General features: G+C 73.0%; 20 protein-coding genes. 10 read left to right on the forward strand and 10 right to left on the reverse strand.

Annotation, left to right across the window (positions count from 1 at the left end; translation table 11 throughout):
* Window positions 1–227: 227 nt before the first annotated feature.
* Both ACIOJE_RS03385 and ACIOJE_RS03390 read left to right on the forward strand, forming a co-directional pair.
* Window positions 228–635 carry a hypothetical protein gene (locus ACIOJE_RS03385; protein WP_400772992.1) on the forward strand — a complete coding sequence of 136 codons (408 nt, stop codon included), beginning with the start codon at window positions 228–230 and terminating at the stop codon, window positions 633–635.
* A gap of 344 nt (window positions 636–979) precedes the next feature.
* Window positions 980–1,762 (forward strand): glucosamine-6-phosphate deaminase, encoded by a 783-nt coding sequence (locus tag ACIOJE_RS03390; protein WP_400772993.1) that lies wholly within the window; start codon window positions 980–982, stop codon window positions 1,760–1,762.
* A 74-nt stretch (window positions 1,763–1,836) separates the two neighbouring features.
* On the opposite strand, the gene ACIOJE_RS03395 is transcribed toward ACIOJE_RS03390, so the two are convergent.
* From ACIOJE_RS03395 to ACIOJE_RS03405, 3 genes are all read right to left on the reverse strand, one after another.
* Entirely contained in the window at window positions 1,837–2,967 is a 1,131-nt protein-coding gene (locus ACIOJE_RS03395) for an aminotransferase class I/II-fold pyridoxal phosphate-dependent enzyme (protein ID WP_400772995.1), read from the reverse strand.
* Window positions 2,964–3,629, reverse strand: a complete 666-nt coding sequence (locus ACIOJE_RS03400; protein WP_280680733.1) for a transcriptional regulator — start codon at window positions 3,627–3,629, stop codon at window positions 2,964–2,966. Before ACIOJE_RS03400 ends, ACIOJE_RS03395 begins: the two co-directional genes overlap by 4 nt.
* 111 nt (window positions 3,630–3,740) lie before the next feature.
* On the reverse strand, window positions 3,741–5,351 hold the full coding sequence (locus ACIOJE_RS03405) for a beta-propeller fold lactonase family protein (RefSeq protein WP_400772997.1): 1,611 nt from the start codon (window positions 5,349–5,351) through the stop codon (window positions 3,741–3,743).
* Window positions 5,352–5,692: 341 nt separating this feature from the next.
* Between ACIOJE_RS03405 and ACIOJE_RS03410 the strand changes: the two genes are divergently transcribed.
* From ACIOJE_RS03410 to ACIOJE_RS03430, 5 genes are all read left to right on the forward strand, one after another.
* The gene (locus ACIOJE_RS03410) at window positions 5,693–6,148 is read left to right on the forward strand and encodes an Rrf2 family transcriptional regulator (protein ID WP_280680737.1); all 456 of its coding nucleotides are present in this window, start codon (window positions 5,693–5,695) and stop codon (window positions 6,146–6,148) included.
* A 91-nt stretch (window positions 6,149–6,239) separates the two neighbouring features.
* On the forward strand, window positions 6,240–7,418 hold the full coding sequence (locus ACIOJE_RS03415; RefSeq protein WP_400772999.1) for a globin domain-containing protein: 1,179 nt from the start codon (window positions 6,240–6,242) through the stop codon (window positions 7,416–7,418).
* Window positions 7,419–7,515: 97 nt separating this feature from the next.
* Window positions 7,516–8,277: a (Fe-S)-binding protein gene (locus ACIOJE_RS03420; RefSeq protein ID WP_280680739.1), complete on the forward strand. Its 762-nt coding sequence runs from the start codon at window positions 7,516–7,518 to the stop codon at window positions 8,275–8,277.
* The gene (locus ACIOJE_RS03425) at window positions 8,274–9,704 is read left to right on the forward strand and encodes a lactate utilization protein B (RefSeq protein WP_400773000.1); all 1,431 of its coding nucleotides are present in this window, start codon (window positions 8,274–8,276) and stop codon (window positions 9,702–9,704) included. Before ACIOJE_RS03420 ends, ACIOJE_RS03425 begins: the two co-directional genes overlap by 4 nt.
* The gene (locus tag ACIOJE_RS03430; protein WP_400773002.1) at window positions 9,701–10,336 is read left to right on the forward strand and encodes a lactate utilization protein C; all 636 of its coding nucleotides are present in this window, start codon (window positions 9,701–9,703) and stop codon (window positions 10,334–10,336) included. The genes ACIOJE_RS03425 and ACIOJE_RS03430 overlap by 4 nt, the downstream gene beginning before the upstream one ends.
* Window positions 10,337–10,381: 45 nt before the next feature.
* On the opposite strand, the gene ddaH is transcribed toward ACIOJE_RS03430, so the two are convergent.
* Both ddaH and ACIOJE_RS03440 read right to left on the reverse strand, forming a co-directional pair.
* Window positions 10,382–11,209, reverse strand: coding sequence for a dimethylargininase (gene ddaH, locus ACIOJE_RS03435; RefSeq protein WP_400773004.1), 828 nt, complete (start codon window positions 11,207–11,209; stop codon window positions 10,382–10,384).
* Between the two features lie 151 nt (window positions 11,210–11,360).
* Window positions 11,361–12,254: an MBL fold metallo-hydrolase gene (locus ACIOJE_RS03440; RefSeq protein ID WP_400773006.1), complete on the reverse strand. Its 894-nt coding sequence runs from the start codon at window positions 12,252–12,254 to the stop codon at window positions 11,361–11,363.
* 209 nt (window positions 12,255–12,463) lie between these two features.
* Here ACIOJE_RS03440 and ACIOJE_RS03445 point away from each other — a divergent pair, with 209 nt between their 5' ends.
* From ACIOJE_RS03445 to ACIOJE_RS03455, 3 genes are all read left to right on the forward strand, one after another.
* Window positions 12,464–13,246 carry an SGNH/GDSL hydrolase family protein gene (locus ACIOJE_RS03445; RefSeq protein ID WP_400773008.1) on the forward strand — a complete coding sequence of 261 codons (783 nt, stop codon included), beginning with the start codon at window positions 12,464–12,466 and terminating at the stop codon, window positions 13,244–13,246.
* A 190-nt stretch (window positions 13,247–13,436) separates the two neighbouring features.
* Window positions 13,437–14,450: a LysR family transcriptional regulator gene (locus tag ACIOJE_RS03450; protein ID WP_280680748.1), complete on the forward strand. Its 1,014-nt coding sequence runs from the start codon at window positions 13,437–13,439 to the stop codon at window positions 14,448–14,450.
* Between the two features lie 69 nt (window positions 14,451–14,519).
* A complete protein-coding gene (locus ACIOJE_RS03455; protein WP_400773009.1) occupies window positions 14,520–15,278 on the forward strand; it encodes a DUF3592 domain-containing protein in 759 nt (252 codons plus the stop codon).
* Window positions 15,279–15,586: 308 nt separating this feature from the next.
* On the opposite strand, the gene ACIOJE_RS03460 is transcribed toward ACIOJE_RS03455, so the two are convergent.
* The 5 genes from ACIOJE_RS03460 to ACIOJE_RS03480 all read right to left on the reverse strand — a co-directional run bounded on the left by ACIOJE_RS03460 (window position 15,587) and on the right by ACIOJE_RS03480 (window position 21,242).
* Window positions 15,587–16,435 (reverse strand): MBL fold metallo-hydrolase, encoded by an 849-nt coding sequence (locus tag ACIOJE_RS03460; protein ID WP_400773011.1) that lies wholly within the window; start codon window positions 16,433–16,435, stop codon window positions 15,587–15,589.
* Window positions 16,436–16,469: 34 nt separating this feature from the next.
* Window positions 16,470–18,173 (reverse strand): NAD-dependent malic enzyme, encoded by a 1,704-nt coding sequence (locus tag ACIOJE_RS03465; RefSeq protein WP_280680845.1) that lies wholly within the window; start codon window positions 18,171–18,173, stop codon window positions 16,470–16,472.
* 337 nt (window positions 18,174–18,510) lie between these two features.
* Window positions 18,511–19,251, reverse strand: coding sequence for an alpha/beta fold hydrolase (locus ACIOJE_RS03470; RefSeq protein WP_400773013.1), 741 nt, complete (start codon window positions 19,249–19,251; stop codon window positions 18,511–18,513).
* Between the two features lie 63 nt (window positions 19,252–19,314).
* On the reverse strand, window positions 19,315–20,280 hold the full coding sequence (locus ACIOJE_RS03475) for an MBL fold metallo-hydrolase (protein ID WP_400773014.1): 966 nt from the start codon (window positions 20,278–20,280) through the stop codon (window positions 19,315–19,317).
* A 53-nt stretch (window positions 20,281–20,333) separates the two neighbouring features.
* Complete coding sequence (locus ACIOJE_RS03480; RefSeq protein WP_280680756.1) at window positions 20,334–21,242, reverse strand: zinc-dependent alcohol dehydrogenase family protein; 909 nt, start codon at window positions 21,240–21,242, stop codon at window positions 20,334–20,336.
* Window positions 21,243–21,420 lie beyond the last annotated feature (178 nt).

Raw genomic sequence — 21,420 nt, forward strand, 5'->3', positions numbered from 1 at the left:
CAATCCGGCCCGGGCCTCGCGGAGTTGCCGACCGCCGGACTGATCATCCGTCAGGCGCCCGCCCGACGGATGCCGGACGGGCCGCCGAGCAACCGGAGCGGATGGTTGCACTACGTAATTGAACGATCACCATGAGTGTGACGCAACACACACTCGACATGTCCACGTTCTATGCAAGACTCATCTCAAGGAGTGAGATCCCCTTAATTTCCAAGGAGGTTCATATCATGCGCGCTCGGATCGCAGCTGTGATGATGGCGGTGGCAGGGATCGCAGGCCTGACGGCCGGACCGGCCACGGCGGCCGCGGCGACGACCGAGAACGACACGGCGACCTGCACCGCAGTGGTCAACACGCCGTGCATCTCCCACCAGCACGACGGCGAGGGCGTCTTCGGCGTCGCCCAGGTCTCGGCCGACCCGGGCCAGTTGACGGTGGTCCGGGTCGAGGTCCGGACGCAGAAGGCCTGGGGCAGCCCGTGGGAGACGGTCGCCTCCGCCACCACCGTGCGACTCGGCTCCGCGAAGGCGGTCACCCCGCGCGTCGTCACCACCGACCTGCGGATGATCTGCGCCACCGCCGGCCCGGCGCTGGAGGCGACCCAGCGGGTCACCACCTGTACCAACCCGTTCTGACCGACCGGGTTCCTCGACGAGCGTCGGGTCGTCAACGGCCACCCGGTCGTCAACGGCCACCGGCTCGACAACGGCCACCGGGCCGTCGCGGAACCTCACGGACCGGGTGAACCGGGGCGCCCGCGCCCCGGCTCCAGGGCCGGCCGCCACCGCACGTGGCGGCCGGCCCGTCGGCGTCCGTGCCCCCGCCGATCGGTGCCGGATCGGTGCCGGGCAGGCCGCCCGCAAGCCGGACGGACGGCGTTGACCAGGCCCGGGTGGACCTGGGGCACCCGTTCACGGCAAACTGGTCTAGACCTCAAAGGAGGTCTAGACCAGAAATCCGGCTAGAACGGTGGACCAGTATGGAAATCGTGATCGTCCCTGACGCCTCAGCGGCCGGCGAACTCATCGCCGCGGCGATCACCGATCTGCTGTCCGGCAAGCCCGAGGCCCTGCTCGGCGTGGCGACCGGCTCGACCCCGCTGCCGATCTACCAGGCCCTCGCCGAGCGGGTCCGCGACGGCCGGCTCGACGCCTCCCGGGCGCGCATCTGCCAGCTCGACGAGTACGTCGGCCTGCCCGCCGGCCACCCCGAGTCCTACCGTTCGGTGGTGCTGCGCGAGGTCGTCGAACCGCTCGGCCTGACCGAGGACTCCTTCCTGGGCCCCGACGGCAACGCGACGGACATCGCCGCGGCGGCCGCCGCCTACGACCGCGCACTGGCCGCGGCCGGCGGCGTCGACCTCCAGCTGCTCGGCATCGGCACCGACGGCCACATCGGCTTCAACGAGCCCTGCTCCTCGCTGGCCTCCCGCACCCGGATCAAGACGCTCACCCGGCAGACCCGCGAGGACAACGCCCGGTTCTTCGACAGCCTCGACGAGGTCCCGCACCACGTCATCACCCAGGGCATCGGGACCATCCTGGAGGCGCGGCACCTGGTCCTGCTCGCCACCGGCGAGGCCAAGGCCGAGGCCGTCGCCCTCGCCGTCGAGGGTCCGCTGTCCGCCGCCGTCCCCGCCTCGGCGCTGCAGCTCCACCCGCACGCCACCGTGGTGGTCGACGAGGCCGCCGCCTCCGGCCTCAGGCTCGCCGACTACTTCCGCGACACCTACGCCGCCAAGCCGGCCTGGCAGGGTCTCTGAGGTCCCCCGGGCCGGTACCGGAAGCGGTCGCTTCCGGTACCGGCCCGGATGACGTCCCGGCCCCACCCCGACGGTCAGCGCCTGCGGAGCCAGTCGGCGAAGTCCGCCAGGGCGGGGCCGGGGTCGCGACGGCCGAGGCCGATCCGGAAGCGGTCGGCGGGGGTGGGCGTCAGCTCGGAGCGGTACATGCTCGCGGGCAGCAGCAGGACGCCCGCCTGCTCGACCAGCGCGGTGCAGAAGTCCTCCACCCCGTCCGCCCCGAGGTAGCGCGGGTAGGCGACGCAGCCGCCGTCCGGGGCGTGCCACTCGAAGAGGTCGGCGAACTCGGCGAAGAACGCGTCGAACTGCGGCAGGTTCTCCGCGATGATCGCGCGGTTGCGCGCCAGGATCCGCTCGCGGGCGTTGATCGCGATCCGGGCCAGCACCTCGCTCGGCGCCGAGTTGCAGATCGTGGTGTAGTGCTTGGCCCGCTCCAGCCGGGAGCGCAACTCCCGGTCGCGGCAGGCGATCCAGCCGATCCGCAGGCCGGGCAGGCCGAGCGACTTCGAGGTGACGTTGAGCGAGAGGGCGCGCTCGGAGAGGTCGGCGGCCTGCGGCAGGGCGCGGGCCGGATCGCGCTCCAGGCCGCGGTAGACCTCGTCCGAGAAGAGCCGGATGCCGCGTTCCTCGCACAGCTCCACCAGGCGCCCGAAGTCGGCGGCGTCGATCACCTTGCCGGTCGGGTTGTTGGGGAAGTTCACCGACAGCACCCGGGTGTTCGGGCGCAGCGCGGCCGTGACCGCGTCGAGGTCGAGCGCCCAGTCGTCCCGCTCGTCCAGGGCGACGCCGGTGACCTCGCAGAGGGAGAGCGGGATGGTCTCGGCGGACTGGTAGTTGGGGGTCACCACCACGGCGTGGTCACCCCGGTCGAGGAGCACCTGCATGGCGAGGTTGAGCCCCTCCTGGGCACCGCCGAAGCAGATCACGTCGTCGGCGTCGACCTCCTGGTACATCCCCGCGATGGCGCGGCGCAGCGCCGGGTCCCCGTAGCTCTCGGTGTAGCCGAGCGCGAGCCCGTCCCAGGCCTGCCGGTCCTCGGGGCCGGCCAGGGCGAGGAGTTCGGCCATCGTCATGGTCTGGGCGTCGGAGGCGGTGAGGTGGTGTCGGGCGGTGAACTCCCAGCGCGAGAAGTAGGTTTCGAGCCGGAAGTCGGGGAGCATGGTCATTTCTCGTCCTGGTTCTGGTGCGCGTTCCGGCGGGCGGGGGCCTGCTTGAGCTCGGCGAGCAGGGTGTAGACGGTCGAGCGGGAGATCCGCAGCGCGGTGGCGACGGCGGGAGCGGCGCGGCGGACGGCGAACACCCCGGCCTGGTCGAGTTCGCGCAGCACGGCGAGCCGGTCCTCGCGACCGAAGCGTTCGAGCGGGCGGCCCTGCGCGCGGACGTAGCCGCCGATCACGTCGTTCATCCGCTCGGTCCAGTCGCGCTCGAAGAGCGGTTCGGGGCGGGGCGCGGTGGGCGCGGCGAAGCCCGCCAGCAGGGCGGCGGCCTGCTCCAGCGGGCCCCGGTCGAGGTTGACGCACAGCATCGCCGAGGGCCGTCCGGCGTCGTCGCGCAGCACGGCGCTGACGGAGGAGAGCCGGCGCCCGTCGGGCAGCAGCTTCTCGTAGGGGCCGTAGACGTCGGGGGCGGAGGGGTCGAGGGCGTCGAGTTCGCCGAGCATCGACGGGTCGCCGGGGGCCCGGGGGGTCATCGGGTTCCAGACGGCCAGCACCCGGTCGGTGGCGGCGTCGTGCAGCACCACCTCGGCGTACGGCCCGAGCAGCAGGGCCACGGCGCGGCAGGCCGGTCCCCAGGTCCGGACCCGCGGGTCGGGGGTTTCGGTGGTCATGCCTGGACTGTACGTCCAGTCCGGACGATTCGTCCAGAGCTGGACCGGCGAAGGCCCCGCCGACTCCTGGAGTGTCATGGGCCGGGCGGGGCCTTCGGTGCGCGGGGGCGATCAGTGGCAGGTGATCAGCATGCCGAGGACGGCGGTGCAGCTGCGGGTGTCCCGGCTGGTGGCCGGGGACGGGTCGGCGGGCGCACCGGCGGTGCGGGCCACGGTGACGTCGAAGCTGCGGATCAGGCTGAGCAGGCCGACCGAGATCGAGAAGTGCCGGGTGGTGCTCGCGCCCTTGGCCAGCGGCGCGGCGAGCGTGCAGGTGAGCTTGCCGCCCGCGATCGCGCAGTCACCGGAGGTCGCCGCCAGCCCGGCCGGGAGGTCGGCGGAGACGGTGGCCGCGGTGACCGGGTCGGGACCCTGGCCGGTCAGGGTGACGGTGTAGTCGACCCGGCCGCTCAGCAGGTTGCTCACCGGCGTGGCGGTGAGGGCGACGCCGAGGTGGGCACTGGGGGCCGTGTAGGTGAAGCGGTCGGCGGCGACGGCGGCACTGGTGCCGCCGGGCGTGGTGACCTGGACGTCCACCGGCCCGGTCACCGTGGTGGCGGGGGCCGTGGCGGTGCAGCTGGTCTTCGTGCAGCTGAACGCGGTGGCGGCCCCGGCCGCGCCGAAGGTCACGGCGGTGGCGCCGTTCAGGTCGGTGCCGGTGACGGTCACCGTGGTGCCGCCGGTCCCCGAGCCGCCGGACGGGCTGATCGCGGCGACGGCCGGGACGGGCAGCGGGAACTTCAACACGTCGACGGCGTTGCCGGTGAAGTCGGCGAGGTAGCCGCGCCGGCCGTCGCCGGTGACCGCCAGGGTGTACGGGCTGGCGCCGACCGGGACGGTCGCGGTGACCGTCCGACTGGCGGTGTCCACCACGCTGACGGTGTTGTCGGCGTAGTTGGAGACGTACGCGGCGCTGCCGTCCGGGGCCAGCGCGACGGCGTACGGACCGGAGCCGACGGCGACGGTGCCGACCAGCGTGTTGCCGGTGGTGTCGACGACGCTGGCGGTGCCGTCGTCGGCGTCGGCCGCCCAGAGCCGGGTGCCGTCCGGGCTGAGCGCGAGGCCGAAGACGCTGTGGCCGACGGGAACGGTGGCGCTCACCGTGCTGCTCACGGTGTCGACGACGCTCACCGCCTTGGCACCGGTGGCCGCGACGTAGAGCCGCTTGCCGTCCGCCGAGAGGGCCAGCCCGTGCGGCTCGGCACCGACCGGGACGGTGGCGGTCACGGTGTTGGTGGCGGTGTCCAGCACGCTCACGGTGTCGGCCCCGGCGTTGCCGACGTAGGCGCGCGAGCCGTCCGCGGAGAGCGCGAGGCCCCACGGCTGGGCGCCGACCGGAACGGTGGCGGTCACGGTGTTGCTCGCGGTGTCGACGACGCTGACGGCGCCGTCGAGGTGGTGGGTCAGGTAGGCGCGGTGCCCGTCGGGCGAGAGGGCGACCGCGTAGGAGCCGGTGCCGGCGGTGAAGGTGGCGGCCACCGTGTTGCTCGTGGTGTCCAGCACGCTCACCGCGCCGCTGCTCTGGCTGGCCACGTAGGCCCGGGTGCCGTCCGGCGTGAGCGCCAGGCCCGCCGGGTAGGGCGCCACCGGCACGTGGGCCGTGACGGTCGGCGGCGGGGTGACGGCCTCGGCGGCGGCGGGCTGGGACAGCAGTGCGGCCGTGGCCGCAGCTATCGCGGTCACGGCCGTCCAGGCGCGCCCAGGTGCACGACGTGTTCTCACGGGTCTCTCCAGGATGGTCGGTCAAGGGATGCAACGCCGGTCGCTCCGACCCCCTGCGGATCCGGAGCCGCACGAAGCGTAGAAGCCGGTATGACCATCCGTCAGGAGCTGATCGGTAATGTCGTCAACTGTTCAGATTCGACCGGGATTCGGCCGTGGCGGCCCCCGGTCGCCCCTTCCGTCCCGGCGCCCGCCGCCGGCCGCCAACGCCCGGGAGCCTGCCGAGGGGGGCTCCCGGGGGCCTCTGGGGGGTGCGTGCAGAAAATTGGAGTTCCGGAGTCGTATTCGATAGCGTTTCGAACGTGAGGCTGACCAAGAGCACCGACATCGCCCTGCGGATCGCCATGCGGCTGGCCGTGCTGGGCGAGGACGCCAACCCGACCACCCGCGAGGTGGCCGAGGCGGTCGGCGTGCCGTACACCCACGCGGCGAAGGTGGTCAGCCGGCTGCAGCACCTCGGGGTGGTGGAGGCCCGGCGCGGGCGCGGCGGCGGGCTGCTGCTCACCTTCGCCGGGCGCACCGGCTCGCTCGGACTGCTCCTGCGCGAGCTGGAGGGGGTCGGCGACGTGGTCGGCTGCGAGGACGACCCGCCGTGCCCGCTGCGGGCCGCGTGCCGCCTGCGCGGTGCGCTGCGGACCGCCCAGGAGGCCTTCTTCGCCGCGCTCGACCCGCTCAGCATCGACGACCTGGTGGCCTCCCCCACCGGACCGGTGCTGCTCGGCCTCACCACCCGCCCCGCGAACCGCTCCACCGACTGAACCCCGCCCACCCCATCGGCCGACCCCGGCCGGGCCGCGCCTCCGCACGGCCTTTAATGCGAATCTTATATACCAGTTAGGAGCCCGACTGATGCTGTCCACCAAGTCCGCCGAGGTCGTCGAGGCCACCCTGCCCGTCGTGGGCGCCGCCATCGGGGACATCACCCCGCGCTTCTACGACCGCCTGTTCGCCGCGCACCCGGAGCTGCTGCGCGACCTGTTCAACCGGGGCAACCAGGCCAACGGCGCCCAGCGGCAGGCGCTCGCCGGGGCGATAGCCGCCTTCGCGAGTGCGCTGATCGCCCACCCCGACCAGCGGCCCGACGCGATGCTCGCCCGGATCGCGCACAAGCACGTCTCCGTCGGCATCACCGACGACCAGTACCGGATCGTCCACGAGCACCTCTTCGCCGCCATCGTCGAGGTGCTCGGCGAAGCCGTCACCCCCGAGGTCGCGGCCGCCTGGGACGAGGTGTACTGGCTGATGGCCAACGCGCTCGTCGCCATCGAGGACCGGCTGCGCGCCGAGACCGCCGCCGGCGGCGACCCGGCCGAGCTCTGGCGCCCCTACACCGTCGTCGCCCGCTACCAGGAGACGGGCGACGTCACCACCTTCCTGGTCCGCCCGGCCGACGGCGGTCCCACCCCGGCCTCCCGCCCCGGCCAGTACGTCTCGGTGCGCACCCGCCTGGCCGACGGCGCCCGGCAGATCCGCCAGTACAGCCTCTCCGGCAGCGCCCACGGCGCGCTGCGCTTCACCGTCAAGCGCGAGCCCGGCGGCGAGGTCTCCGCCCACCTACACGACCACCTGCACACCGGCGACACCGTCGAACTCGCGCCCCCGCTCGGCGACATCGCCCTCGCCGACGGCGACGGGCCGGTGCTGCTCGCCTCGGCCGGCATCGGCAACACCCCGATGACCGCGATGCTCGACCACCTCGCCGCCGCCGGCTCCCCCCGGACCGTCGTCTCGGTACACGGCGACCGCGACCAGCTCACCCACGCCTTCCGCGCCGACCTCGCCCAGCTCACCGCCAAGCTGCCGAACGCCACCGCCCACGTCTTCTACGAGCGGCCGCTCGGCGACTGGCCCGCCGAGCGCACCGGGTTGGTGGACCTGTCCACCGTCGACGTCCCGGCCGGCACCACCGCCTACCTGTGCGGGCCGCTGCCCTTCCTGCGCGCCGTCCGCGAGCAGCTCCTCACGGCGGGCGTCCCGGCGGCGGACATCCACTACAAGGTGTTCGGCCCGGACCTCTGGCTCGCCTGAGGTCCCACGCGGGCTCACCCGAGATCCCCCGCCCGCCGCGGCCCGCTCGGTACGATCACGAGCGGGCCGACGACGGCGTCGGACGAAGGGAGGTCCGATGCGGGTCGCGCTGTTCGCCACCTGCGTCAACGACGCGCTGTTCCCCGCCACGGCGGTCGCGACCGTCCGGCTGCTGGAACGCCTCGGCGTGGACGTGGACTTCCCCGCCGGGCAGACCTGCTGCGGGCAGCCGCAGTACAACACCGGCTACCGGCAGGCCTGCGAACCGCTGGTCCGGCGCACCGCGCGGGCCTTCGCCGGGTACGAGCACGTGGTGACGCCCTCCGGCTCCTGCGTCGCGATGGTCCGGGACAACTACCCCCGGATCGGCGCCCGGGCCGCCGCCGACGGCCGGGGCACCGAACTCGCCGAGGCCGCCGACGCCTTGGCGCCCCGGGTCCACGAACTGACCGAGTTCCTCACCGACGTGCTCGGCGTCGAGGACGTCGGCGCGTACTTCCCGCACACCGTCACCTACCACCCGTCCTGCCACGGCCTGCGCGTGCTCGGCCTCGGCGAGCGGCCGCTGCGGCTGCTGCGCGCCGTCCGGGGGCTGGAGCTGGTCGAGCTGCCCGGCGCCGAGGAGTGCTGCGGCTTCGGCGGCACCTTCGCGGTCAAGAACGCGGCGGTCTCGGCGGCCATGGCCGAGGACAAGCTCGCCCACGCGCTCGGCACCGGCGCCGACGTCCTGTGCGGCGCCGACAACTCCTGCCTGCTGCACCTCGGCGCCACCCTGCACCGCCGGGGCGAGGCGCTGCGCCCGCTGCACCTCGCGGAGATCCTCGCCAGCACCGAGCAGCACCCGTGGAGGCCCTCGTGACCGGCACCTTCCTCGGCATGCCCGCCTTCCCGCAGGCCGCCGCGGCCGCCCTCCGGGACGGGCGGCTGCGCGCCAACCTGCGGCACGCCACCCACACCATCCGGGACAAACGGGCCCGGGCCGTCGCCGAACTCGACGACTGGGCCGAGCTGCGTGCCGCCGGCAAGGCGATCAAGGACCACACACTGCGCCATCTCGACCGCTACCTCGTCCAGTTGGAGGAGGCGGTCGCCGCCGCCGGCGGCGCCGTGCACTGGGCGGCCGACGCCGAGGAGGCCAACCGGATCGTCGCCGACCTGGTCCACGCCACCGGCGAGACGGAGGTCGTCAAGGTCAAGTCGATGGCCACCCAGGAGATCGGGCTCAACGAGGCACTCGCCGCCGAGGGGATCACCGCCTACGAGACCGATCTCGCCGAGCTGATCGTCCAGTTGGGCGACGACCGGCCCTCGCACATCCTGGTGCCCGCGATCCACCGCAACCGCGCCGAGATCCGGGAGATCTTCGCCGAGCGGATGGCCGCCTGGGGCCGCCCCGCGCCCGCGGACCTCACCGACTCCCCCGCCGAACTCGCCGAGGCCGCCCGGCTGCACCTGCGGGAGAAGTTCCTGCGCGCCCGGGTCGCCGTCTCCGGCGCCAACTTCATGGTCGCCGAGACCGGCACCCTGGTGGTCGTCGAGTCCGAGGGCAACGGCCGGATGTGCCTCACCCTGCCGCGCACCCTGATCTCCGTGGTCGGGATCGAGAAGGTCGTGCCCACCTGGCGGGACCTGGAGGTCTTCCTGCAACTGCTCCCCCGCTCCTCCACCGCCGAGCGGATGAACCCGTACACCTCGCTGTGGACGGGGCTGGGGCCGTCGAAGGGGGCCGACGGCGACGGCCCGTCCGCGTTCCATCTCGTGCTGCTCGACAACGGGCGCACCACCGCGCTCGCCGACCAGGTCGGCCGCCAGGCGCTGCGCTGCATCCGCTGCTCGGCCTGCCTCAACGTGTGCCCGGTGTACGAGCGGGCCGGCGGCCACGCGTACGGCTCGGTCTACCCGGGCCCGATCGGCGCCATCCTGACGCCCCAACTGCGCGGCATCACAAGCCCGGTGGACGCCTCGCTGCCGTACGCCTCCTCGCTCTGCGGGGCCTGCTACGAGGTGTGCCCGGTGGCGATCGACATCCCCGAGGTGCTGGTGCACCTGCGCGAGCGGGTCGCCGAGCAGGGCGGGCACCCGCTGGAGCGGGCCGCGATCGCCGCCGCCGGGTACCTGTTCGACCACCCGGCGGCGCTCGCGGCCGCCGAACGGCTGGCCGGGCGTACCCGCGCCCTGCACCCGCGGCGGCTGCCCGGCCCCGGCCGGGCCTGGACCGACACCCGGGACCTCCCGCAGGTGCCCGCCGAACCGTTCCGCGACTGGTGGCGGAGGAACCGCTCATGACCTCACGGGAGTCGATCCTCGCCCGGATCCGCGCCGCCCTCGCCGACCCCGCCCCGGCACCGGAACAGCCGATTCCCCGGGACTACCTGCGCACCCACAGCCCCGACGATCCGGCGGCGCTGCTCGATCTGCTGCACCACAACCTGGCCGACTACCGGGCCCGCGTCCACCGCTGCAACGAGGCCGAACTCCCTGGTGCCCTGGCCGGGTTGCTGGCCGAGCGCGGCAGCCGTACGGTCGCCGTGCCGCCCGGTCTGCCGCCCGCCTGGCTCGGCGCCGCCGCCGTCACGGCCGTCCCGGACGACGGCACGCTCACCGCCGCCCGGCTCGACACCGCGGACAGCGTCGTCACCGGCTGCGCGCTCGCGATCGCCGAGACCGGGACGATCGTGCTGGACGGCGGACCGGGCCAGGGGCGGCGGCTGCTCAGCCTCGTCCCGGACCACCACCTGTGCGTCGTCCGGGCCCCCGGGCAGGTCGTCGCCTCCGTGCCGCTCGCCCTGCCCCGGCTCGACCCGGCCCGCCCGCAGACCTGGATCTCCGGGCCCTCCGCGACCAGCGACATCGAACTCGACCGGGTCGAGGGCGTGCACGGCCCGCGCACCCTGGAGGTCCTGCTGGTCGAGGGCTGACCGGCGGCCGCCGCAGCGTCACCGGACCGGACTCGTGCGAACGGCTCACCGCGGGCGGAGCTCCAGCGTGCAGCACTTGGCCCCGCCGCCGCCCTTCAGCAGTTCCGAGACGTCCACCGGGACGGGCTCGTAGCCGTGCTCGGCGAGCCGCCCGGTCAGGTTCTTCGCCGCCTCGGGCAGCAGCACCCGGCGGCCGTCCGAGACCGCGTTGAGGCCGAAGACCTCGGCGTCGGCCCGGTCGGCGAGGATCGCGTCCGGGTACAGGGTGCGCAGCACGGCCCGGCTGTCGGCGTCGAAGGCCTCCGGGTAGTACATGACGTGGTCGTCGGCGAGCACCGCCAGCGCCGTGTCCAGGTGGTAGAAGCGCGGGTCGACCAGGGTCAGGGTCACCACCGGGACGCCGAACACCTCGCCCGCCTCGGCGTGCGCGGCCCGGGAGGTGCGGAAGCCCGTCCCGGCGAGCAGCCGGCGGCCGGCCACCAGGTGGTCGCCCTCGCCCTCGTTGACGTGCCCGGCGCGGCGCACCTCCCGGTAGCCGTGCGCCCGGAACCAGGCCTGGTAGGCCTCGGATTCGGCGGCCCGCTCCGGGTAGCGGAAGGTGGCGACCAGCGCCCGGCCGTCCAGCACGGTCGCGCCGTTGGCGGCGTACACCATGTCGGGCAGGCCGGGCACCGGGTCGATCAGCTCGACGGTGTGGCCGAGGCGGCGGTAGAGCCAGTACAGCCGCTCCCACTGGCGGACGGCGAGCGCGGTGTCGGTGGGCTGTGCCGGGTCCATCCACGGGTTGATCGCGTAGTCCACGGTGAAGTGGGTCGGTCGGCACATCAGGTAGCGCCGCGGCCGGGCGGTGCGCTCCGGGGTCTGCGTGGGCATTGCTCAACCGTCCTCGGTTGCGGGGGAGTTCGGGGATTCCGTTCCACATCGGCTGCCCCGTCGATGCCGTTCGCACACCCGCGCGGGCGCCCCCGGCGGGCGCAGGCCCCCGCGCACCCGGCGCGGGCACCGGCGCACGCGTGCCCGGGTGTCACCAGCGGACCGCGCCGAAGTCCACCGGCGCGGTCCGCCGACCCCGGCAGCGGTCGGCGAGCGCCCGCAGCCGCACCGCCGCTTCCTCGGCGGGCATCCGGCGCCGCTCGCCGTGGCCGGGGAGCAGCCACTCGAAGCGCAGCGCGCCCAGGCTGCGGTCCAGCGAGGCGGAGAGCTCCTCGATCGAGTACCAGGTGACGGTGTCGTACACCTCCAGGTCCCCGGTGGTGCGGGACCAGTACAGGGTGTCGCCGGTGAAGCAGTAGCGCTCGTCGGCCAGGTACAGCACGCTGCCGCGGGTGTGGCCGGGGAAGGGGTGGGCGGTGACGCCCGGGGCGATCTCCACCGGGTCGACGCCGCGCAGCACCCGGTCGGCGTCGGGCGCGGCCTCCAGGTCGCCCTCGTGGATCCAGAGCCGGGCGCCGAACCGCTCGGCGTACGCCCGGCCGTGCGCGGCGTGGTCACGGTGCGTCAGCAGGACGTCGGTGACCGGGCCGAGCGCCTCGTAGCGGGCGGCCAGCGGCTCGGCGTAGCGGGGCGTGTCGACCATCAACCAGCCCGTGGCGCGGCGCAGCAGGTAGGAGTTGGCCCCCGCAGTGTGGCGGGAGTTGTGGCCGAGCAGCAGCAGGCCGTCGTCGAGGGCGAGCGGGAAGGGGTCGGTGGCCGGGTCGAGCGGGCCGGTGCCCGGGCGGATGGAGCGGGTGGGGCAGGCGTGGGCGGCGGCGAGCAGGCTGCGGTGCTCGGCCTCGTCACGCGGCTGGCGGACCAGCTCGGAGCGGCCGGCGTGCTCGCGGATCAGTCCGGGCGCGAGCTGGCGGGCCACGTCGCAGTTGGTGCAGCGGTCGTCGACGGACCACTGTCCGGGCATGCCGGAGGTCGGGTTCATAGCCATGGATGTGTTCCCCCTGGAAGGACGGCGGCCGCGTCGGCCGCACCCTTCGAGGATCGTCCGGGCGGGCCCAAAAGCGGAAGGGGGCAGGGATCTTGTGGTTTCCGGGGCCCGGCGCTCTACGAGTCGGGTGGGGCACGTGGCCCATCTCACGTGCCGCCGGGGGCACCTACGGTGGCGTAGGTCACTTGAATAGGTGAACTATCTCCTTCATGCCGAACCTCCAGGAGACCCTTGACCTCAGTTCGTATGCCGCCCTCGGCGACAGCTTCACCGAGGGTCTGAACGACCCCGGCGCCGACGGCGCCTTCGCCGGCTGGGCCGACCGCCTGGCCGGACTGCTCGCCGACGGACGGCCGCCGGGCGGGTTCCGCTACGCCAACCTCGCGGTGCGCGGCCGGCTGCTGGACCAGATCGCGGCCGAGCAGGTGCCGCAGGTCCGCCGGCTCCAGCCCGACCTGGTCACCTTCTGTGCCGGCGGGAACGACATCCTGCGGCCCGGCAGCGACCCGGACGAGGTCGCCGAGCGCTTCGAGGCCGCGATCGTCCAACTCACCGAGTCCAGCGGGACGGTGCTGATCTGCACCGGCTTCGACACCCGCGACGTGCCGCTGTTCAAGCACCTGCGCGGCAAGATCGCCACCTACAACGGGCACATGCGGGCGGTCGCCGACCGCAACGGCTGCAAGGTCGCCGACCTCTGGTCGCTGCGCGCCGTCCAGGACCGCCGGGCCTGGAGCGAGGACCGGCTGCACCTGTCCCCCGAAGGCCACCAGCGGGTCGCCCTGCTGGCCGCCCGCTCGCTGGGGCTGCGCACCGAACAGGACCCGGAGGCGCCCTGGCCGGCCACTCCGGAGCTGTCCGCCGCCGACCAGCGGCGCGAGAACCTCCAGTGGGCCCGCGAGTACCTGCTGCCCTGGGTCGGCCGACGGCTGCGCGGGGAGTCCTCGGGCGACCACGTCGAGGCCAAGCGCCCCGACCTGATGCCGCTCTGACGATCCGTCAAGCATCCTCAGGTGCTGCGGCCCGGGTGATCCGCGTGGTCCACACGGCCCACGCCGCCCACGCGGTCCGCAGCACCCGGCGCCCCGGCGGCGACGGGGCCCTGACCGAACTGCCCTCCGCTGCGGGCTCTGCCAGGATGGGCGTCCGCCACCTCGGGCGGCGCGAAAGGACGGCGGTGCGGTGGAGCTCGACCCGAAGAGACTGCTGATCCTGCGCCGGATCGCCGACGCCGGCAGCGTGGCGGGCGCCTCGCGCGCGCTGGGCCACACCCCGTCCGCGGTCTCCCAGCAGCTGGGCCGCCTGGAACGCGAGGTCGGCGTCCCGCTGGTGGACCGCACCGGCGGGCGGGCCGAACTCACCGCCGCCGGGCGCCTGCTGGCCGGCCACGGCGACCGGATCGGCCAGGCGCTCCAGGACGCCGCCCGCGACCTGCGCGCGCTCGGCGGCGCCGCCGCCGGCCCGGTCGCCATCGGCGTGCCGCCGCCCGCCATCACCTTCTTCGCCACGACCGCCGTCCACGTCCTCGCCCGCACCCACCCCGACCTCGCCCCCCGTCTGGTGGAGAGCGACCGGCAGGACGGACTGCGCGCGCTGCGGCTGGGCGAACTGGACCTGCTGGTCATCGAGGACGACCAGCAGGAACCGACCCCGCTGCCGAACGGCGTGGAGGCGAGCGTCATGGTCGAGGACGCCTACCGCCTGGTCGTCCCGCACGACTGGCCCGCGCCCACCGACGCCGCCCACCTGTCCGCCCGCCCCTGGATCGGCGCCCCGGCCGGCTCGCCCCGGCAGCTGGCCTTCCAGCGCCTGGCCGCCCAGCACGGCATCGCGCCCTCGGTCGAGCACACCGCCCGCTACCGCTTCGCCGTCTACAGCATGCTCGCCGCCCGCCTGGGCGCCGCGATCCTGCCCGCCCACGCGGCCGCCCTGATCGGCCCGGGCGCCGGCACCGTCACCACCCTGCCGGTGCCCGGCACCTACCTGGTGCGCCTGCTGCGCCGCACCGGTCCGTGGGGGGCGCCCCCGGCGGTGCTGGCGGCGGCCGAGGCGCTGCAGAGCGCGCTGCTGATGGCGAGCGAGCGGCTGGCGGCCCAGGGGCTGACCGAGGGCGAGCCACGCGTGAACGGGCACCTGGTCGACCCCAGCGAGCAGGCCGCACCCGACGGGCAGGGCCCGCCCACCGTGACGCCGTAAGCGTTGCTGAACGCCGGGAGTGAGCTGTGCTTTCTGGTGCCCGGCGCGGCCCTCTGCCAGCGTGGCCGGGTGACCACGATCGCGGACGCGCCGCCTCCTGTCCCCGAGGACCGCAGGCCCTCCACCGTTCCGGAGGACCACCGGCCCTCCAGTGCCCCCGGCGGTATCCCCGCCGTCGCCCCGGCCGCTGGCGCGGGCCGGTCCGGGCGGCTGCGCGAGCGGGCGCGCCGCGCCACGCGCCCGCTCCAGCGCGTCGCCTGGGCCGCCGTCCTGGTCGGCGCGGCGACCACGGCCTTCGCGCCATGGGGATCGACCACCTGGTACGACGGCTGGATCGGCGCGGCCGCCGCAGCCGCGCTCGCGGCACTGGCCGCACCGGCGCGCCTGCTGCTGCGCCGGGGCCCGCGCCCCGGCGCCGCACTCCTCGCCCTGTTCAACGGCACCCTGCTCGCCCTGATGCTCTGCGTCTTCGCCGGCTGCTTCGCCTTCGCCCTCAGCGACTGGTCCCACGAGCGCGACCGCGACCACGCCGCCACGCTGCGGGTGACGGCCACCGTCACCGGCTGTCGGTCCACCGGCGACTCCAGCACCGAGTGCACCTACCACTGGTCGGCGGGCGAGCACGAGTACAGCACCCGCGAGGGCGCGGACCACCGGTGGCCCGACGGGCACCGGGTGAGCGTACGGATCGATCCCGCGCACCCGCAGCGGGCGGCCGTGGTCAGCGGCGTCTACTGGGCGCTGTGGATCGCGATTGCCGTGGGCGGGCTCGGCACCCCGTGCGTGCTGTGCGTCTGGTGGCTCCTGGAAGCCCCCACGGACGACTGACGCCGGACGCCGCCCTGGGCGCCCCCGGATACCCGGTCAGGTACCGGACGCCCGGTCAGCTCCCGGTCGACGTGGAGGCCCGGGACTTCCCGTTGTGGAAGCAGCCCGGTGCGCCGGACAGGCCCATAGTGAGGAAGGGCTGATCGTGGCCCTGCACCAGCGTCCTTCCCCGCCGGTTCCCGCTGGTCCACACCGGTTCGAGGTTCCAGCTGACGTCCTGGGAGCGGGTGACGGCGTGCCCGATACCGGGGCACACGTGGAGGACCGGCTGCCGCACGCGGACCGGGACGAGCAGGAGATGACGGCGGTCAGCCTTTGGCCGATCTGGCCGAGCCCCAGAGCGCGCCCCGGTTGACCCGGGTCGGGTGCAGGTCCAGCATGCCCTGGTAGAGCTCCAGGGTGGTTGTGGTGCGCTCGGCGACCGTCTCGAAGTCGTGGATGTACTTCGCGGTCTCGGCGATGTTCGCCGGGTCGTCGGGGCTGCCCGGGCGCTTGTGCCCTGCGATGACCGCCTGTGGGTCCAGGGCGGCGATGGTGTCGAGTGCGTGGAGCCAGGCCTGGCGGCCCTCGGCGGACGATTCGGCGAGGTAGAGGTGGACGTCGTTGTAGACGGCGTCGCTGGCCACGACCAGGCCGATGGAGGGCACGTGCAGACACGTGGTGTCGTCGGTGTCGGTGTGCCCGAGCCCCACGACGACGAGGTCGTGGCCTTCCAACTCCAGCCGGTCGCCGACCAACGGCTCGGCCACGACGAGCCTGTCAGGGATCTGGCCGGGGAAACGCGTGTTCCAGAGCGACGCGACGGACTCCGGCGCCATCTGCTTCCCCATCTGCGCCACCACGGCCGGCGTGGCGACGGCGCGGGCCTGCGGGAAGCGCTCCAGCAGGATGCCCAGCCCGAACCAGTGGTCACCGTGCCCGTGGGTCACGAAGACCGTGGTGAGGTTCTTGCCGCTGGCGGCGACCCGGTCCGCCAGGTGGCCGGCCTGCTCGGTGGTCATCAGCGCGTCGACCAGCACCGCGTCGCGCTCGCCGGTGATGAGCGTCGCCGTGATCGGTGACCACATGCGTCGGGGCAGGCCGGGCGGCAGGTCCGAGGTCTCCGTGGGGATCGACGGCGCGGTGTGGACACTCCAACTCAGCGGTGTTCCGAGCATGATCAGTTCCTTTGCGGGCTTCCGGTTGGTGCGGTCAGATCGCGTGCACCGGAGGGTAGTTCGGCTGCCACATGGCCGCGCGGACCCGGGCACCGATGTCGTCGCCGACGGTTGCGCGCGCCACCCCGTCGTGGGCGGCGCTCCGGGCGACTGCCGCGGCCACGGCGGCGGAGGTCTCCCGCAGCTGCAGGGTGGGTGGGAGGAGCGGCGCTCCGGGGGTGGTCGAGTCGACCTGTGCGGCGACCGCGTGGGCCGCGGCGGTGAGCATGCCGTCGGTGATGCGGGTGGCTCGGGCCACAATGGCTCCCAGGCCGAGACCGGGGAAGATCAGCGCGTTGTTGGCCTGTCCGATCCGGTGGGTGATGCCGTCGTGGGTCACTGGTGCGAAGGGGCTGCCGGTGGCTACCAGGGCCTGGCCGTCGGTCCAGGCGATCAGGTCGGCGGGCGTTGCCTCGGCGAGCGGTGTGGGGTTGGACATGGGCAGGATGATCGGGCGTCGTACGGCTGCGGCCATCTCGCGGACGACGGGTTCGGTGAAGGCGCCGGCCTGGCCGGAGGTGCCGATGAGCACGGTCGGTTCGACCCGGTGCACGACCTCCGCCAGCGCGATGCCGCCGACGTTCGGGTCGCGTGCCCAGCCGACCACCTCGTCCGCGGGGCGTGCATAGGGGGCCTGGAAGTCCCGCATGCCGGTCGTGCCGTCCGTGAGCAGGCCGTGCCGGGCGATGCACCAGATGCGGCGGGTGGCCTCGCCCGGCGTCAGACCGTCAGCGATGAGCGCGTCACGCAGTTGGTCGGCGATGCCGACACCCGCCGTGCCCGCACCGAAGATCACCACCCGGTGCTCCCGCAGTGGTGTGCCGCTCGCCCGCACGCCGGACAGCACCGCCGCCAGGTTCACCGCACCCGTGCCCTGGACGTCGTCGTTGAAGGTGAGCACCTGGTCGCGGTAGCGCGCCAGGATGCGCCGCGCGTTGTCCGGCCCGAAGTCCTCCCAGTGCAGCAGGGCGCCGGGGAAGAGCCGGGTCGCGGTGTCCGTGTAGGTCTGGACGAAGGCGTCGTAGGTCTCCCGGTCGACCCGGGGGTGGCGGTTGCCGAGGTAGAGCGGGTCGTCCAGCAGTTCCTCGCGGTTGGTGCCCACGTCGAGCATGACGGGCAGGGTGCGAGCCGGATCGATGCCGCCCGCGGCGGTGTACACGGCGAGCTTGCCCACCGAGATGTTGATGCCGCCCACCCCCCAGTCGCCGATGCCCAGGATCGCTTCGCCGTCGGTGGCGACGATCAGGTCGACCTCGTCCGGTCCCAGTCCGGTGGCCCGCAGCGAGCGTTCGACGTCCTCGGGCGCGTCGACCGACAGGTAGACCCCGCGGGGTCGCCGGTACTGGGAGCTGTAGCGCTCGATCGCGGTGCCGACGGTCGGGGTGTACACGATCGGCAGCATCTCGTCCAGGTGCTCGCCGACCAGCCGGTAGAACAGCACCTCATTGCGGTCCTGTAGAGCGGTCAGGTTGACGTGTTTGGCCAAGTCGTCGGGCTGTGCCCGGAATTGCGCGTGGGCGCGGGAGGACTGTTGCTCGATCGTGAGCACGTGCGGCGGAAGCAGGCCGACGAGGTCGAGCGCCTGCCGTTCGTCCTCGGTGAAGGCGGTGCCCCTGTTCAGCCGGGGATCGGCCAGCACGGCGCGGCCCCTGGCCGCCGTGTCCCATCGCCGGTAACGGGCGTTCCAGCGGGTCGGCATCGGATTCATGGCTTCCTCCTCGGGGGTGCTCCGATGCCGTGCGGCACCGGGATGCGTGATTCAGAGGTCCGAGCCGGCGCGACGACGTCGGGCGGGTCAGCGGCCTGACCGGCCGCGTTGTCGACCCGGGCAACGCGCTGTCGTCGACTCCGGCGGCAAACGGCGAGCTCGCGCCAACCGAAAGGGATCGCGTCGACCGGCGACTCCTCCGCCCTCGTGGTGCGCCGGCGGGTTGTGCTCATCCCGGTCCGGTGAGTTGCTCACGGAACCAGTCGGTGGAGGACGACGAACCCGGCCCGGCTGAAGCGTTCCGCATAGCCCTGCAGGCTCTGGTACTTCACACCGGCGAAGCCGTGCGCCATGGTGATCGCCGGAAAGGGACCGTTGCCCGTGGGCGGGCGGAAGACCCAGGCGTGCAGCTGTACGTTGTCAGCGGCGGGCACGAATACCTCCTCGAAGCCCATGAACCTTCACCTCTCTGTGTGGTTGCGATCCTGTCCACGAAGTCTGTGAGGATGCGCGCCACGGCTGCGGGTTGCTCGACGTGGGACCGGTGTCCGGCGCCGGGGACGCAAGCGCTCTCGCAGTGCCGCATCCTGCTCAGCCAGCTGCCCGCCGCGTCCAAGGAATCCGCCGTCGTCGGCGCGTACTGAATGCCGACGATCCGCCAGCCGGCGGATTCCCGGGCGATCTCGAAGTGAACGGCGAGACGCTCGATCTCGCTGCCGTCCGAGCGACGCCGTGACCAGATCGCCTCGATCGCCGCTCCGGCATCGTGGTAGACCGTCACCCTCCGGTCCGGCACGGCCGTGTAGGAATAGCCCTGCGCCTTCAGTGGGGCCTGGTTGCTCTCGAGCAGCCCGATAACGGCCTCGCTGTCGAGGAGCCACTCCCGTGACGCCGGCGAGCTGTGGTGCAGCGGCACGGCCCAGTAGTCGAGGATGAACTCCGGCCCGCGGGGGATCGCGCCGCTTCCCACTCCTACCCAGGTCGGCAGGTAGTCGTCGAAGAACCACTGCGTGACCTCGGTGCGGACCGCATCGTCACGCGCGCCCGCCACGTCAGTGCCGCCGTTCATCGTGGCAACCTGCCCGTTCGGGCACGAGCCTGACCGAGACGGGATCGCCGTGGGCGAGGCCGGTCATGACAGGAGTGCCAGCGCGCTGTACCAGACCGGGCTCACGTTGAGTCGGTCCGGATGGAGCCGCAGCATCTGGTCGAAGAACTCGCGTGGGCTCGGCTTCGCCGCCAGCAGACGCTGCGCGTCGAGCAGGTAGTCGCGGGTCTGTTCCAGGATCGACGGGTCGTCGGGGAGTTCTCTGTTCTTGTGGCCGGCGACGACCGCGCGCGGGCGCAGTGCGGTGACGGTGTCGAGCGCGGTGAGCCACTTGTCGATTCCGCCGCCGGGGCTTTCCAGCAGGTACTGGTGGACTCCGTTGTACGCGACGTCACCTGCCACGACGAGGCCGATCGACGGCACGTGCAGGACGGTGGTGTCGTCGGTGTCGGTGTGGCCCGTCTCCACCGCCAGGAGGCGGTGGCCCTCCAGTTCGAACCCGTCCGCGGGAATCACCTGGTAGGCCACGGGACTGTCGGGAATGAGTCCGGGAAAATCCACGTCCCACATCTGTTCGCGCCCCTCGGTCGCCTGCTTGTGCATCAGCCGGATCGTGCCCTCGGTCGCGTACGGCACGGCGTCGGGGAATCGCTGCATCAGCAGATCGGTGCCGAACCAGTGGTCGCCGTGCCCGTGGGTGGCGTAGACGTGAGCCAGTCGCCTGCCCCAGCGCTCGATCCAGTCGCCGACGCCCTGCACCTGCTCGCGGGTGAACGGCACGTCGACCAGGACCGCGTCCGTCTCACCCAGGATCAAGGTGCACGCCAGCGGCGAGGACACGATCGGTCCCCCGTCGGGCAGGCGCATGGGCCGCTCGCGACGCACCCCGTCGAAAACCAGCACCTCGTAGCGCAACTCCGTCACATCGACCTCCTGGCTCTGCGACCGGTCGCCGAGCGCAGACGTCGGGCGGGGATCCGACCAGGATGACGTCTGGATCAGCGGTGCGGGATTCCCGCAGGAGGCGGCCGGAAGCACCGGCGAGGACATCGCGTTCAGCCGTGCTTCCGGCGCCCCGCTGCGGGCGGCAAGACCGGCCCCCGCTACTTCCCGGGTACGAGGAACACCTTTCCCCGCCGGCCCTTCTGCTCCGCTTGGGCGACGGCGTCACCGATCTCGTCGAGAGAATATTGACGCCCGGGAGAGGTTTCAATGATTCCCTCTCGCATCAGCGCCACGATGTCTTCCCCCAACTGCCGTCGTTCTGCTTCGGTGAGCCGCGGAAGCCAGTAGCCGAGCCAGTAGACCTCCACGATACGGCGGCCCGCCAGGATGTACCGCGGGTCCTCGCCGACACGGATCGGCTCGCCCGTCAGGGAGCCGTACACCAGCATCCGCCCGTCCTCGTGGAGCGCCTTGAACATCTGTGTTCCGGTCTCTCCGACCACCGGATCGATGGCGTACTTCACACCCTCGGGCCCGACGATCTTGCGGACCTGTTCGTCGATCGGCCCCTCGGTGGACACGATGACGGCGTCAGCGCCGAGAGCTTCCAGCTCGGCCACCGATTCGCGTCTGCGGACGACGTTCAGGGTGCGGATACCGTCGCGTTTGGCCAGCCTGATGACCATGCGTCCCAGCTCGGAACCGGCCGCGGACTGCAGCAGCCACTCCCCCTTGGGGACCGCCAGCACACGACGGACCATGAGGACCACGGAGGCGGGATTGATGACGAAGGAGGCCACCTGTTCATCGGGGATCTCATCGGGCACCTGGAACAGATCACCCGCAGGAACGACAGCGTATTCCGCCCAGTTTCCGCCCTGCCCGTTGACGACCGACACCCGCTGCCCACTGGTCAGGCCTTTCACCCCGGGCCCGAGGGCATCCACGATTCCGACGCCCTCGAATCCGACCGGCGCCGGGAACCTGGCCTGAACGCCGGCGTAGAACCCCCGCACGTACAGCAGGTCCGACGGGTTCACGGGGGCCGCCAGAATGCGAATCCTCACCTGCCCGTCCCCGGGCTCCGGGACAGGCACGTCCTCGACTTCCAGGACCTCGGATGGCTCACCGTGTCGAGCTAACCGAATAGCCTTCATCACCTCGACCTTTCTGCGTGCGACATCACCCAAAAGCGTGACTGGATTGCCGGAAAGTCCGTTGACTGTTGAGGCTCGGAGATGTTGC

Origin of the sequence: Kitasatospora sp. NPDC087861 (assembly GCF_044742585.1) — a bacterium.
In the GTDB taxonomy this organism is placed as follows: domain Bacteria; phylum Actinomycetota; class Actinomycetes; order Streptomycetales; family Streptomycetaceae; genus Kitasatospora.